The following is a 15,025-nucleotide window of genomic DNA, read 5'->3' as shown; positions in this document are numbered from 1 at the left end:
ATGAAAGTCATTTCAATCTGTTGAATAAATAAAATTTATAACTTATGCCGGAATATTTCGGTTTTACGTCCTAATGTGTATTTTTTTGATTAAATCTGCAGTCCTTTTCAATTCGAATGCGCATTAAACACATCTAAAAAAATAAACCAAACACCTTTAAGTGCTTGGTTCGTTTTACTACTGATTCATTTCCCATTGTTCTACTAATGCTTGATACACGGCTTCAGTCTCTGCTTGCGTCGTTTGGTTAAAGATCAACCACCCTGGTGACTCCCCACCACTTAACTGAATATCGATATGGTAAGGATGACTGTCATAGATGAAGAGTTCTACTGGTCCGTAACCCTCTAAGTTAAAATGACCAAAGCGTTTCTCCATTCCACCAAAACCATTTGTGCGTGAGCCTTCTAACGGACCTTCATTTAATTCAATCGATTCGATTTGGTCATAGGCCACTTCAAGTCCGTACATCGGTGCTTCGACGGCAACCGTATCTGCTTGGATTGAAACATCATATTCTGACAGACTCATCATCAGAACGAGCCCAATAATACCGACGACTAAGATTCCGAGGATCGCCATGATGACCTTTCCAGATGGATGAGCGACATTAATTGTCGTACCCATTCCGGATATACGTTTAGGGACGAATAATCTGAAATCATTTGGATTATAGTAGGCACCCCATTTATACTGGCCTTCTTCTTCAGGCATTTGCCACTCCGCTTGATCAAAGAATTTTGCTTGGAGGTCTTTATTTTTCTGAGTTGTTCGGGCCATTAAAGCAACAATGGCTAGTAAGAACACACCCAATAATAGGATTAGCCACAGATCCGATGGATTAAAGAGAATGAGTGCTGTGAAAGCAATAAAGAAGATATTGACCATTAAACTCATCTCCAAGTAGCTCACCGCATTATTTCTTTCAAAATGACGCATGTAAGCTTGGGTCACTTCACTATCTTTGGACACAAACGGCGTCTTACTGCTAATCACCATATCATAAGACAAGGGTATCACGATGAGCGTTAGCGGTACAAGGATTAAAGGCAGAAGGAAACTTCCTGAACTTTGAGCGACCCATGCCATGATTACTGGCACCCAACTCAGTAACCAAATGAGCCATGCCCATTTCTTGCTAGGCGCTGCTTTTCCTTTTTCTCGGGTCACACTGATATCGACCACGCGTTTTTGTGTTTCATATATCCAACCCTTTTCCTGCTTTAAGACCATGAATTTTCTTTGCCAAATTGATACTGGCACATAAGATAAGACAAAATAACTAAATAATATGAGTATCCACATAAAATCTCGCAACCCTTGGAATAGATCCAAACTCACCAAGAATGACAAGCCAATAAAGACGGCTCCTATAATTAGTTGAGTCACTCTAAACTGGCGTTGTAATGTCTTAACTTCATCTGTTTCAGCATGTTCTGGCGCAAAAGACAGGCCAAATATGTTGAAATTTTGGTAACTGACGGCGTAATTCATCATCATTACAAAGACTAGGATTAGAATAATCGTCATTAAAATCATTGATTCTCTCTCCCTTCAATTAAATTTTCTACCATCGACACGACTTTTTCTTTAAAAGCTTGATTATCTTCCGTCTTGGCTAAGCCTTCTGCCAAAGTCACTTCCAGTCGGTTTAAATACTCACTTTCAATCATATCGTCTGGATTCTCTCGCACTTTTGTTCCAACCCGACGGTCCACTACAATAATACCTTCCCTCTTCAAGGTTTGATAAGCCTTGTTCACCGTCATTGGATTGACGCCCAAATCTTGAGCCAGTTGCCTTGCGCTTGGTAAATTTTCTCCGTATTTTAAATCACCGCGGCCGACTCCTAACACAACTTGATCGCGAATTTGTTGGTATATCGGTGTTTCCGCTGATAAATCTATCTCCATTAACATGTTCTCACCCCTTCGATTCACTTCTTTCTATCTTCATTAGTTGTATTATATCATATAATACACCATATACACAAATCACGATAAAAAATAGACCGTTTAGTTAAAAACGCTCCATCTCATTGCTTACACCGCTTGAATAAAATTACCAATATTAACTGCACCTAGAATTAGAATCATAATAAAAATATAAGTTCTAAATTTGTCAGTGTCTATTTTGTTGTAAATTTCTCTTCCGATATACATGGCTAAAGCAACGACTGGAACTGAAAAGGCGAAGTAAATAGCCACATCCCAATTCCAAAAGCCACTTAAGGCATGACCGGAAATAACAAATACGCTCGAGATCAAGAAATGAGATTGAACTGTTCCTAGAAACTGACGTGGCGTCCAATCACGGGCCGCAGCATAAAGTACCACTGGAATACCGTTCATATTATAGGCACTCCCTAACATACCGCCTAGAAATCCGAATGGATAAGAGTAATTTGGATTTTCAAATTTTGCTTGTAAGTATTCTCGACGCGCGGGTGAGACCGTGAGTGAATACAGTGAATAAATCACTAAGATACTCCCTAAAATCAAGTTAATCACTGACTGTTCTGCAAAGCGAACTAGGATCAGTCCAACCGGAATCCCGATAATCGTTGCGAGTGTTAATTTCTTAATCACGACTGGATCTATATCTTTCCAACCTCTTTGAATTGACATCAATGCAGTTGTCATCCCAGTCAGACCAATTAATGACACCGATACGGAAAATGGAAACGGTAGTAGCTCTAATAATGGCATACTTACAACTGAGTCCCCAAAACCAAAGGTTGCACGCATGAGTGAGCCTAAAAAGACCGCTCCAACAACCATTAAAATTAGAGTATAATCCATCAAATAACCTCTTTCACTTAAATTTCAACTCTTTGAGTGTAGCATAGACTAAAGGGGGCGTCTATTAAGGAAAGGGGCATTTAGACAACAAAAAGCCCGAACACCCCCCATGTTCGAGCCTTCTTAAATTAAGCTTCTAAATCTTCACCATTTGTTGCGATAACTTTTTTGTACCACTCAAATGAATCTTTTTTCGAACGGTCGAGAGTTCCATTCCCTTCGTTATCACGGTCAACATAAATCATTCCGTAACGTTTTTTCATTTCACCGGTAGTGAATGAAACTAAGTCAATAATTCCCCAAGGAGTGTAACCCATTAATTCCACTCCATCATAATCGACTGCTTTAATTAACTCTTCGATATGGCCTTTTAAGTAGTTAATACGTTCTGGGTCATGGATGCTGCCGTCTTCTTCAACCGTGTCTACAGCTCCAAAACCATTTTCAACGATGAATAAAGGAACTTGATAACGATCCCACAAGCGATTTAATACATATCGTAAACCAATAGGGTCAATAGTCCAGCCCCAATCACTCGCTGATAAGTACGGATTGTCTACTTGATAAGGAATCTTACCATGAACGTTTGCTTCCTCATCTTCACCTTGCCCGCTATTAATATCAACCGCATTCGACATGTAGTAACTGAACCCTAGATAATCAACGGTTCCATTAGCTAAAATATCTACGTCGCCGTCTTTCATTTGAATATTCAGGCCTTCACGTTCGAATTCTTTTAGAGCATAATTTGGATAGTAACCATTTACTTGAACATCTGGGAAGAAGTAACGTAGGCGCATTGATTCTTCAGCAAGCATCACGTTTTTAGGGTCTGAATTGATTGGATAGATTGGAATATGAGAAACCATTGCGCCAATTTCGAAATCCGGATTAATTTCTTTACCAATCGCAACAGCTTTTGCACTTGCTAAAAGAACATTATGCGCAGTTGTATACATGACTTCTTTAGGATTCTCGCCTTCTTTAACTTGAACCCCGACGTTCGTCCATAAGAAGATTGGATTAGTATAATCCATCATGTTATTAATTTCATTGAAAGTCATCCAATATTTTACTTTATCTTTATAACGGTTAAATACAACTTCAGCGAATTTCACAAAGAAATCAATGACTTTACGGTTTCTAAATCCCCCATATTCATGAGTCAAATGCAGCGGCATTTCAAAGTGAGTTAAGGTAATCACCGGTTCGATATCATGCTTTAATAACTCATCGAAAAGATCATCATAAAATTGTAGACCTTCTTCATTCGGTTCTGCTTCGTCACCTTTTGGAAAAATACGCGTCCAGTTAATAGACGTACGGAACGCTTTTAAGCCCATCTCAGCGAATAACGCCACATCTTCTTTATAACGATGATAGAAATCAATCGCTTCGTGGTTTGGATAGTATTTACCGGCTTCAACGGTTTCTGTAATTTCACGAGGTTGTCCAATGGCACCTACGGTCATTATATCCGCAACGCTCGGCCCTTTACCACCTGCATTCCAGCCACCCTCTAATTGATGGGCAGCTACTGCCCCGCCCCATAAGAAATCTTTTGGTAATTTACTCATAAATATATCCTCCTCATTCTTTGTCAATCTTCATATTCTTAAAATTTTGAATAGTATAGGCATAATATTAATTATACCCGTACATTTTGTCAAGCTAAAGCTTCTATGGTATATTAATGAGGACAAACAAACTAAGTAAAGGACTAATAACATGCTTAAATACGAATATATAGCCAAAGAAATAATGAACTTGATTGAAGATAAAGATCTTCGTCAAGGTGACAAGTTACCAAGCTTAGATGAACTTGTGACTCAATTCGAAGTTAGCAAGAATACAGTCATTAAGGCTTTAGATGAGTTACAAAGTCATGGTCTGATTTACCAAGTACGAGGTAGCGGGATTTTTGTGCGCGGTCGTCGCCAAAAAGGGTATATTAATATGATGGAAATTGAAGGTTTCAACAGTATGCTACGCGAATTTGACCTCACATCAAAAGTTTTAGAACTAAAAGAAGTCATCCCGTCTGAAACCGTTCAGGAACATCTACACATCGACGCTGACCAACCAGTTTATTACTTGAAGCGACTCCGTTATATCGAGGGACGCATCTTTTGTATTGAAGAATCTTACTTTGATAAAAATATCGTCATGTATTTGAATGAACAAATCGCAGAAGATTCCGTCTTTAATTACTTAACGAACAATCTAAAACTGCAAATCAGTTTCTTAGACCATTACCTCAGAGTTGGTAAGTTAAACCAACAAAATGCCGTTTACTTAGAACTACAAGAAGGCGACCCAGGTATTCAAGTCGAATCGATCTTTTATTTGGCTAATGGTGTGCCATTTGATTATTCAAAAATCATCTACCATTATGAAGAGTCCCAGTTCTTTATTCAAGGAAATAGCTACTACAACTTAATGAACTAAAAAAAGAGCAGGCATCTTAGAATCATTGATTCTAAGATGCCTGCTCTCACTATATTTAATGTTCAGTCTTTCGGATTAACAAGTTAAAGATTAATTGTGTAATAAAAACGATAATTAAGATCAACACAGTTGCAACTAGGATAACGTCCATACGACTACGTTGGTAACCTCTCGCAATAGCCATCGTACCTAATCCACCCCCACCAACAGTTCCGGCCATCGCTGTTAAACCGATGACATTTATAACTGTTGAGGCACTTACACGTAATAAAGCTGTTAGCCCTTCGCGTAAATAAACACGCGTAATAATATCAAAACTTGATGATCCCATGGCTTCAGCAGCTTCAACTACCCCTGGATTAACCTCTAATAAGGCAATCTCAACTTGACGAGCAAAGAATGGAATCGTACTTACAATAATTGGAATTGTTGCAGCTGTTGGTCCAATCGTTGTTCCAACAATCGCTCTTGTTACATTTATTAATAAGGCCAGTAAAATAATAAATGGAATTGATCGGAAAATATTCACCAGTGAATCTAAGACCTTATAAACGACTTTATTCTCTAAAATCCCATTGAAACCAGTCACTGTCATAACAATACCTAGTATCAAACCGATTAAACCACCGATTCCAATAGATACGAGCATCATATAAACTGTTTCCCAAATGGCTTCCAAAAATTCTTCTCTTAATTCCCAGGCATATGGAATATGTGTTTCTAAAAATGTAACAATACCTGACGACACTTCTTTCGAACTACTTCCAATTGTTAAGACTAATTCGCTCATGTTATCCCTCCCTCTTCACGTATTCTTTTACTAAATCATTAAATCTTTGTGTGCTGACATCACTATTTTCAAGATGCTCAATCACTTTATCAACATTCTCTGATGTCCCTTCGACTGCGATTAACATATTCCCAATCGGTGTATTTTGTAAAATTTCCACATGTCCATAAAGGATATTGACGTTTACATCAAATTCGCGTACTAAGTTACTTAAGATTGGTTTCGTTGTTTCATCTCCAACGTAACTCAAGCGAATAATCTCACCATTCTCATCAATGTTTTGAATCATTGGATGCGTGAGAACTAAACCGATTTCTTGATCAAAATGGGTAGCTGTATTAATAAATTCTTTTGTCAATGATTTTTGAGGATTTGTGAACATATCAACGATTGAACCTTGTTCTAATACATGCCCGTCTTCCATAACAGCTACGCGGTGACATAGGTCTTTGACTACAGACATCTCATGTGTAATAATCACGATGGTTAAACCTAATTGTTCATTTAATTTGCGTAATAAATCTAGGATTGACGATGTTGTCTTGGGATCCAAAGCACTTGTTGCCTCATCACATAGCAGTACATCTGGATCATTCGCTAAGGCACGTGCAATCGCGACACGTTGTTTTTGACCTCCAGATAATTGACTTGGATAATTATCTGTCTTCTCTTCTAAACCAACGAGATCTAATAACTCAGCCACTTTATGAGCGACCTCATCTTTACTTAAGCCACTTCCTTTTAACGGAAAAGCGACATTATCAAAAATTGTACGCGAATCCATTAAGTTAAAATGTTGGAAAATCATTCCAATCTTTTTACGCGCTCCACGTAATTCTTTCTTACTTAATTTTTGCATTTCTTGTCCATTTACCGTAACCGTTCCTTGTGTGGGTGGCTGTAGTAAGTTAATCGTACGTACTAAGGTACTTTTACCTGCCCCACTGTAGCCAACAATTCCGAATATTTCACCGCGATCAACTGTAATATTCACGTCTTTAACCGCCGTGACAACTTTGTCATCATTACTAAAAATAACATCGATATCTTTTAATTCAATCAATTTTTTATCCTCCTATCTATACAAAAAAGCACATTCATCTCTTTAAAAAAGGACGAATGTGCATAAAAAGTTCGTGGTACCACCTTAATTCGCCAAACCATTACTAGTTTAGCCTCATACAGTACAAATCTCTAAAAAATATTTATACTGCGACGATGTTAACGGTTGTTTCCGTTCATTCTTACTTACCTTCAGAATGACCGCTCCATGGCCATGTTCACAAGCTATCTCTTTACTCACTTTCACCATCTGCGAGCTCTCTTTGAAAGTTGTCACTTCTTACTTACCATTTCATAGCGTTTAGTATTTTTTTATCTGTGTGTAAGCATATCTAAAAATGAGAATAATGTCAATGCACTTTATGTATTTCTCATAATCAAAAACAGCAAAAACTACAATACTTAAAAAGCACACTATCACTTCAATCTTCCTAAAGTTAAATAATTATGGTATTATGATGTTGATATTAAGATTAAAATCAGATGAGTTTATTCTATACAATGCAATACTCAGGAGGAATATATATGACAAAAAGGAATACAAAAGAAACGTTAAAATCTATCAAACCGAGTCCGATTCGTACCTTTAATGATAAAATTTCAGGTATCGAAGGCTTAATTAAATTAACTTTAGGTGAACCAGATTTTCCAACACCACGTTTCATTAAAGATGCAGCAATTCAATCCATCGATAAAAGTTTTAACGGATACAGCCATTCAAAAGGGTTGGCTGAATTACGTGAAACGATTAGCGGTTATTTAAAACGTAAGTACGACCTAGATTACCGTGCTGAAGATCAAATTATTGTAACCGTGGGTGCGACTGAAGCGATCTTCGTTTCATTATATACATTACTAAATCCTGGCGATAAAGTTGTTACCGCTGCGCCGAACTATGCAGTTTACAAAACTCAAGTAAACTTAGCTGGTGGGGAATTTGTACCGGTAGACGTAACAGAAGATGACTTCATCTTAACGCCAGAACGCTTAGACAAAGTGTTAACTGAAGATAAAGACATTAAAGTCTTACTAATGAACCACCCATCAAACCCAACAGGACATACTTATACAGCTGAGCAAATCGAAGGCCTTGCTGAAGTCGTTAAAAAACATGATATTTGGGTGATTTCAGATGAAATCTATTCAGAGTTAACTTACAAAGGCAAACACGTCTCAGTAGCCAAATATCTTCCAGAACACACGATTTTAATCAATGGTGCATCTAAATCGCATTCTATGACTGGATGGCGTATGGGAATTGTGGCTGGGCCTGCAGATGTCTTAAAACAAATTTTTGTTATTCATCAAGGTGCAATCAATGCGCCAACAACGCAAGCACAATTTGCTGGACTTGCTGCTTACTCAGAAGAAGGAGACGCAGCCATTGAAGAAATGCGCTTAGAATACAAGATCCGTCGTGATTACTTATTGGGCCGATTCCGCGATATGGGCTTCGATGTCTCAACACCGAACGGTGCCTTCTATCTATTCATCAAGATTCCAGATTGGTTTGAAGGCGACGACATGGACTTCTGTCTTAAAGTTGCTCACGAAGCAAAAGTTGGTCTAGTGCCTGGTCAAGCATTCGGTGAAGCTGGTAAAAACTACTTCCGTCTAAGTTATGCTGCAAATCTAGAAAACCTAGAAACAGCCGTTGACCGTATTGAAGCATTTGTTGAAGAGAACAAACCTAAATAAGTATAGTGATAATTATCAACACCTCCAAGTGATGCTTGGAGGTGTTCTTTGTATTGGTTAATCAGTGGTTAAGTAGAAGAATTATTATTTATTCTTCCGGTTAAACCAATTAAATGGAACTATTTTTATTTATTCTTATGGTTAAAGTGATTATATGGAACAATTTTTATTTGTTCTTCCGGTTAAACCGATTAAATGGAGGAATATTTTTTTATTGTTCCGATTAAACCGATTAGATGGAAGAATATTTTATTATTGTTCTGGTTAAAGTGATTAAATGGAACAATTCTCGCCTATTCTTCCAGTTAGCACCCGAATCTTTAAAAATCTGCAAAGAAAAAACACACAGCGGACTGTGTGTTTTTATTGTTAATGAAAACGGTCTGTTGCTATATGGTTCTAGAATTGAACGACACCTAAGAGTGTTGCAGCTATTAATGTAATGATACTTGCTGCCCACATAATTGGTAAGTTTGCTTTAATATGCTCACCAATGGTTGTACCAGCCAATGATACCCCAACGTAGTTGGCAGCAACTGTTGGACTGATGTAAGTACCATAAGTACCTGTAATTAAGAACGTTGCAGCAACTGTCGATGCTGAAATTCCAAACGGCTCTACAATTCCGATTACAATTGGGAGTAATGCGAAGTAGAAAGCATCTGTACCAAGAACCATCATTAATGGTACTGAGAATAATGCTAAGAACCAGTGAGTATGTGGTGCGATAAATTCTGGTAATGCGTTAATAATCGTTGTAGCCATTGCTTCAACCATTCCAGAACCTTCAATAACACCAATAAATATACCTACGGCGAATAATGTCATCGTCATAACGATAGCGTTATTACCATATTCTTGGATCTTCTTACCTTGTTCTTTCACTGATCTAAAGTTACCTAGGATTGCGAATGCGTAGGCAACCATGAAGATAAAGTGCATTGGTAAACCAGTATCAATGAATAATAAAGCTAACATAATTAATGTTACAACTAAGTTATAGATATAAAGACCTTTGCTTGTTTTTGGTTCTGAAGTAACATCTCCAGCTAAATCAACAATATTTATATTACCATCGACTGAGCCTTCACGTTTACGACGCGAGTTAATCACAGCGTTAATGATAGCTAATAAGAACATTACAACAACAGCTGGTAAGATGAATGAATAAAGATCTGAAACCTCTACCCCTGCAACAGAAGCTGCACGAATTGTTGGTCCACCCCATGGGATAATGTTCATTGCTGCCATTAATCCAGTCACTGTCCCTAAGAACACGACCGGTTTAACCCCTAATTTATCCATGATTGGTTTGAAAGCTGGAATGGCGATTAAGTATGTTGAAGCCCCACTACCATCCAAGTGAGCTACAGTTGAAACTAGTAAAACCGCGATAAAGATTGCAGTAATTTTGTTACCAACTTTACTAATTACAAAATCTACTAACGGGTCGAATAACCCCTGTTCTGACATTAATGTAAAGAACGAGATCGAGAATAAGAACAGCACTGCTGTATTTAAGATAGACGCTAACCCATCGTTAACATATAAACTTATATCCGCAATACTTGCTCCAGAAACTACCGCTGCGATTAATGGTAAAATGATGAAAGCCATCGGTGGAGACATTTTCTCTCCGATTAAGACAAACATCAATATGATTATGAGTATAAAACCTATTATTGCTAAATTCATTTTTTCCTCCTATATATATTATTTTGTGAAACTTCCCCCAAACACTCACTCAGAAACCGTTTACAGTTACATTCTAATATAGTAATCCTATTTAAACAATATGCGCACTGTCTTTTAACTGTTCTTTGCATGTATATTACTTCACATAAAACCCAATAGAAAATCGCTTATCCTAAAAGAATATTCGCGATTGCTTCTTGTGATTCTTCAATTGAATGTTTACGAGAACGAGCACATTCTTTAGCTGGACGGTCGCAAATATAACATTGACGCTTTCCTACTCCAACCTCTTCACGCTTCAAACTGCTTAATTTTCCGTCTTCTAATTTAACGACATCTAAATCAAAGACACGGCCTTTTGAATGCATTTCTTCAAGTGCTACCATTCTTTTTTTCAATTCAATACTATCAATATCCACAAAGAAATATGCTTCTGGCCCAGTTGGTAAGTTCAAAACTTCTGAAAACCGAATCGTCACATCGTCTAACTTTGTTTTTATCACTGTCAGCATTTCTTCAAAGACACCCACTAGATAAAGAGATGTTTTAATATTACCTGGTATATTCAAAGTGACAGATAATAATGAACCCGGAGAATGTTCATTTATAATCTGGGTCTGTCTGAATGCACGTTTTTCACGCGCATCCAGCATCTCCATTAAACTCACTTCCGGGCCATTAAATACTTCATCCTTATACATTGCGAACAACGTCGATCATCGTACCATCACGGTATTGAATTAAAGCAACGTCTTTCTCTCCATATTCAATTGGTTGAGGTGTTCCTACTATTGCGTAAGCTTTCTCTTTTAATTCTTCAATTGTAAATTGTGGAATATCAACGTTCTTGAAGTGTTCTACTAAATCTCGACGTTGTGGATTAATGGCAATACCAATTTCAGTAACAACTACGTCAACACTTGATCCTGGTGTAATGACTGTGTTAACTTGCTCAACAACTGTCGGTATTCTTCCTCGAACTAACGGTGAGATAACTAATGACATCTTACTTGCTGATGCTGTATCTGGGTGACCACCAATTGCCCCACGAATTACTCCGTCTGATCCAGTAACAACGTTAACATTGAATTCTGTATCGATTTCAAGTGCCGATAAAATACATACATCCAGCTGGTTGATCGCAGCCCCTTTAAATAATGGGGAAGCGTAGAAAATCGCGTCAATTTCCGTATGCTCAGGATTACGTCCTAATGATTCTCCTGATGGTGCATCGAAGTCTTGAACATCAATTAATTTATCTACTAAACCTTCTTCATGTAGCTCCACCATTGCATTTGTAATACCCCCTAATGCAAAACTAGCTGTGATATTCTCTTTAATCATATCTTCACGCAAGTAACGCGATACAGCTAATGATGCACCACCTGTACCTGTTTGGAATGAGAATTTATCTTTAAAGTATGGTGAGTTCGTAATCACTTGGTTAGCGTATTTTGCGATAACTAATTCTTTAGGGTTTTGCGTGAATCGAGTTGCCCCTTTAGCAATCCCTGAAGGATCTCCGATCGCATCAACTTCAACAACATAGTCAACATCTGTTTGAGGAATGCTGATTGGTGTATTTGGATAAGGCATTAATGAGTCTGTAATGGCTACAACGTTGTCTGCATATCTTGCATCCACTTTCGCGTAACCTAACGATCCACAAATTGCTTTACCTTTAGTACCATTTATATTTCCATACGCATCTGAACTTGGCGCACCTATGAAGGCAACGTCAATTTTGATTTCGCCTGATGCAATTGCTTGTGCACGTCCACCATGAGAACGTAGTACAACTGGGTTTTCCATAATTCCGTCAGAAACTGCTGCTCCGACTTTATCACGTAAACCACTTGATGTAATGTTTGTGACCACACCATTTTTAATGTGTTCGATTAATGGCTCATGAACGTTAGCAATTGAACTTGGTGCAATCGTTAAATCTTTAATTCCCATTGCTGCAATCTCATCCATGACCATGTTTAGTACATAGTCACCTTCACGGAAGTGGTGGTGGAAAGAAATTGTCATACCGTCTTTAAGTCCTGTTTTTTCAATCGCTTCACGTAAGCTATCTACTAATTTGTCATCACCTAGTTTAATAGGATTGATTTTACGGATAGTCTCTTCATATTGTGTGCTGTATTTAGATTCTTCTCCATAAGCACCGTATTGATCAACAATATGTTGTGGAATATCGCGACCGACTGTATTCTTAACCATAATTATAGTTCCTCCTCTGTAATGATATTCGCTGCTTTAGCTAAAGCAATCACACGCTCAGCACGTTCAACGATTGGCTTATCAACCATTTTTCCGTTAACAGAGATAACCCCTGAACCTTTTTCTTCAGCTTCTTGAATTGCCCAAATAATTTCTTTTGCATTGTCAATTTCTTTTTGAGTTGGTGTGTATTCATCATGAACAATTGGAATTTGACGAGGGTTGATAATTGATTTTCCATCGAAACCTAATTGTTTAATACGTTGTACTTCATTTCTGAAGCCTTCTTCGTTATCTACGTCTGAATAAACAGTATCTAAAGCTGCAATACCTGCATCTCTCGCTGCATGTAGAATGAAGCTACGTGCGAAGAATAATTCTTCTCCAGTGGCACTTCTTTCAGTCTTCATGTTTGTCACGTAGTCTTCTGCTCCTAGAGCGATACCGATTAAGCGGTCTGACGCGTGAGCAATCTCACGTACATTTAAAATACCTGTAGCTGATTCAATCGCAGCCATAATATTTGTTGTACCCACTTCGATGCCGTTTTCTCTCTCAACTCGTTCGATAACAGCTTCGACGTCTTTGATTTCTTGTGCATTTTCAGTTTTTGGTAAACGAATCACGTTCACGCCACCTAATACTGATGCTTCGATATCCTGATCTCCACCAGCTTTTAAATCGTTAATACGAACAACCGTTTCAACGTTACTATAGTCAATATTTTTTAATGCATTATGTACTAACATACGTGCAGTATCTTTCTCGTTCAATGATACAGCATCTTCTAAATCAAACATTACTGCATCTGAGCCGTATAAAGGTGCATCTCTAAGCATCGCTGCGTTAGCACCAGGCACAAACATCATCGTTCTTCTTAAACGCTCCATGTTGCAATCTCCTTCCAGTTAAATGTTGTTTCATCAGCAGCGCGGTAAACAGCTGCAATTGTTCTTGCTTGAACGGTACAATCTAATGCACCTTGGTCAACAGCCGTTACTTTTGCGTTTTCCACTCCAAGTTTTTCTAAAGTTTCTTTGATGACTTTACGGATTTGTGCTCCGAATTGTTTCTCTACACTACTTTCTAGTTCAATCACGATACCATTATCTGATTGAGCCACAGTGACCATAATGTCAGAAGACTCTACTGTCCCTGCGACACCATTTTGTTTAATTTCCATCTTTTTCACCTCAAATTTATTTTTTGTTTTGAATATAGTCATACGTTGTACTTGGAACTAAATTCTTAATGCTTTCCGGATGACCTTCCGAAAGTGCTTGACGTACTTTCGTTGCACTAATCACTTCACCTTCTACTTCTAGTCTTGGAATAATTTCTAATTCCAATTCATCTTGAAAAACTTCACTCATACTTTCGTTATAAATCTCTGTTACGCGTGAATAGGGCTCTTTACCGACGAGGCGGTGTTTGATATTAAGAATCGGAGCCACTCTTTCTTTAAATAACGTAGCATCAACCGTCGCTTGAATTCGTGCGACACTTTCTTGAGCACGATCTCGCAAGAAGTATGATGGGAATGTTGCCGAAGAGACCATGTAATCATTCGTTGGTAAGACAATGACATTTGACATGTCAGCGGTTGCACGTTTTACCAACATCATTCGCTCCTCATCATTAAATTCAGAACGATCTTCAGACAGAACGAATACATACACGTAATCACTTTGTTTGGCTGTTTCTTCAATTAAGTGAAGGTGTCCATGAGTAATCGGGTTGGCGTTCATAACGACTGCACCATTGTTTCCTTCTTTTTTATGATTACTTAACATAGATAAGTAATCTTCAAAATTAGGATGACCAAATTCCATGAAGGTAACATTCGACGTCTCTACAATTTTATTAAAGCCTAGTGATTTAAAGTAAACACTATTCTTTGGACATGTATAGACGAAATAATGATTTGAGCCATTACTTCTTAGTTGATCCATTAGATGGACAACAATATCCGTCAGAAAGTTTTCTGATCGATAGTCTGAATGAACGGCTACACATTTAATAACGTTGCCAGCATATGAACCAGTTGCAACGAGATCATCACCTTTATAAATCCCGACTGTATAATCGGTCTGTTCCTGAGTGCTTAAGTTGGAAGCTTCTAATAAGTTTTCCCAATCTTTGCGTGCACTTTGGCTTCGATGAATCCATAAACGTTTCGTTGTATACACTATCATCATCCTTTTTTATTGACTAAAAGTTCTATTGCCTGCCCCAAACCAATATTGTATGAAGAAAATCATTTATTTCTTCATTCCACTATTCATTATATATTAATTATATTAAT

The 15,025-nt window shown here is 37.8% G+C and carries 14 protein-coding genes and 1 other annotated feature; of the genes, 2 read left to right on the top strand and 12 right to left on the bottom strand.

Annotation, left to right across the window (positions count from 1 at the left end; all coding sequences use genetic code 11):
* Window positions 1-177 precede the first annotated feature (177 nt).
* The 4 genes from HW423_RS01065 to HW423_RS01050 form a co-directional block, all read right to left on the bottom strand.
* Window positions 178-1,539, bottom strand: a complete 1,362-nt coding sequence (locus tag HW423_RS01065; protein WP_218930105.1) for a DUF5808 domain-containing protein — start codon at window positions 1,537-1,539, stop codon at window positions 178-180.
* Window positions 1,536-1,919 (bottom strand): GntR family transcriptional regulator, encoded by a 384-nt coding sequence (locus tag HW423_RS01060; protein WP_218930104.1) that lies wholly within the window; start codon window positions 1,917-1,919, stop codon window positions 1,536-1,538. Before HW423_RS01060 ends, HW423_RS01065 begins: the two co-directional genes overlap by 4 nt.
* Before the next feature lie 123 nt (window positions 1,920-2,042).
* Complete coding sequence (locus HW423_RS01055; RefSeq protein WP_218930103.1) at window positions 2,043-2,801, bottom strand: sulfite exporter TauE/SafE family protein; 759 nt, start codon at window positions 2,799-2,801, stop codon at window positions 2,043-2,045.
* Between the two features lie 128 nt (window positions 2,802-2,929).
* Window positions 2,930-4,378, bottom strand: coding sequence for a 6-phospho-beta-glucosidase (locus tag HW423_RS01050; RefSeq protein ID WP_218930102.1), 1,449 nt, complete (start codon window positions 4,376-4,378; stop codon window positions 2,930-2,932).
* A 151-nt stretch (window positions 4,379-4,529) separates the two neighbouring features.
* Here HW423_RS01050 and HW423_RS01045 point away from each other — a divergent pair, with 151 nt between their 5' ends.
* On the top strand, window positions 4,530-5,249 hold the full coding sequence (locus tag HW423_RS01045) for a GntR family transcriptional regulator (protein ID WP_218930101.1): 720 nt from the start codon (window positions 4,530-4,532) through the stop codon (window positions 5,247-5,249).
* 55 nt (window positions 5,250-5,304) lie between these two features.
* Here the strand turns inward: HW423_RS01045 and HW423_RS01040 are convergent, their stop codons facing one another.
* Both HW423_RS01040 and HW423_RS01035 read right to left on the bottom strand, forming a co-directional pair.
* Complete coding sequence (locus HW423_RS01040) at window positions 5,305-5,985, bottom strand: methionine ABC transporter permease (RefSeq protein WP_408014876.1); 681 nt, start codon at window positions 5,983-5,985, stop codon at window positions 5,305-5,307.
* A gap of 55 nt (window positions 5,986-6,040) precedes the next feature.
* Window positions 6,041-7,102 (bottom strand): methionine ABC transporter ATP-binding protein, encoded by a 1,062-nt coding sequence (locus HW423_RS01035; protein ID WP_138403872.1) that lies wholly within the window; start codon window positions 7,100-7,102, stop codon window positions 6,041-6,043.
* 45 nt (window positions 7,103-7,147) lie between these two features.
* Window positions 7,148-7,406: a binding site (T-box leader), on the bottom strand.
* Window positions 7,407-7,626: 220 nt separating this feature from the next.
* Here HW423_RS01035 and HW423_RS01030 point away from each other — a divergent pair.
* Window positions 7,627-8,799: an aminotransferase class I/II-fold pyridoxal phosphate-dependent enzyme gene (locus HW423_RS01030; protein ID WP_218930099.1), complete on the top strand. Its 1,173-nt coding sequence runs from the start codon at window positions 7,627-7,629 to the stop codon at window positions 8,797-8,799.
* 399 nt (window positions 8,800-9,198) lie between these two features.
* Here HW423_RS01030 and HW423_RS01025 read toward each other — a convergent pair whose 3' ends face one another.
* The 6 genes from HW423_RS01025 to citC form a co-directional block, all read right to left on the bottom strand.
* Window positions 9,199-10,494 carry an SLC13 family permease gene (locus HW423_RS01025; RefSeq protein ID WP_218930098.1) on the bottom strand — a complete coding sequence of 432 codons (1,296 nt, stop codon included), beginning with the start codon at window positions 10,492-10,494 and terminating at the stop codon, window positions 9,199-9,201.
* A gap of 167 nt (window positions 10,495-10,661) precedes the next feature.
* Complete coding sequence (citX, locus tag HW423_RS01020; RefSeq protein WP_218930174.1) at window positions 10,662-11,195, bottom strand: citrate lyase holo-[acyl-carrier protein] synthase; 534 nt, start codon at window positions 11,193-11,195, stop codon at window positions 10,662-10,664.
* A complete protein-coding gene (gene citF / locus HW423_RS01015; RefSeq protein WP_218930097.1) occupies window positions 11,188-12,720 on the bottom strand; it encodes a citrate lyase subunit alpha in 1,533 nt (510 codons plus the stop codon). Before citF ends, citX begins: the two co-directional genes overlap by 8 nt.
* A 2-nt stretch (window positions 12,721-12,722) precedes the next feature.
* The gene (citE, locus tag HW423_RS01010) at window positions 12,723-13,610 is read right to left on the bottom strand and encodes a citrate (pro-3S)-lyase subunit beta (RefSeq protein WP_218930096.1); all 888 of its coding nucleotides are present in this window, start codon (window positions 13,608-13,610) and stop codon (window positions 12,723-12,725) included.
* Complete coding sequence (gene citD / locus HW423_RS01005) at window positions 13,598-13,903, bottom strand: citrate lyase acyl carrier protein (RefSeq protein WP_218930095.1); 306 nt, start codon at window positions 13,901-13,903, stop codon at window positions 13,598-13,600. Before citD ends, citE begins: the two co-directional genes overlap by 13 nt.
* Window positions 13,904-13,919: 16 nt before the next feature.
* On the bottom strand, window positions 13,920-14,918 hold the full coding sequence (gene citC, locus HW423_RS01000) for a [citrate (pro-3S)-lyase] ligase (RefSeq protein WP_218930094.1): 999 nt from the start codon (window positions 14,916-14,918) through the stop codon (window positions 13,920-13,922).
* Between the last annotated feature and the right edge of the window lie 107 nt (window positions 14,919-15,025).

This window comes from Ruoffia halotolerans, assembly GCF_014049385.1.
Classification (GTDB): domain Bacteria; phylum Bacillota; class Bacilli; order Lactobacillales; family Aerococcaceae; genus Ruoffia; species Ruoffia halotolerans.
Note: the sequence above shows the minus strand (reverse complement) of the source record. Positions and strands in the feature narration are given on the sequence as shown.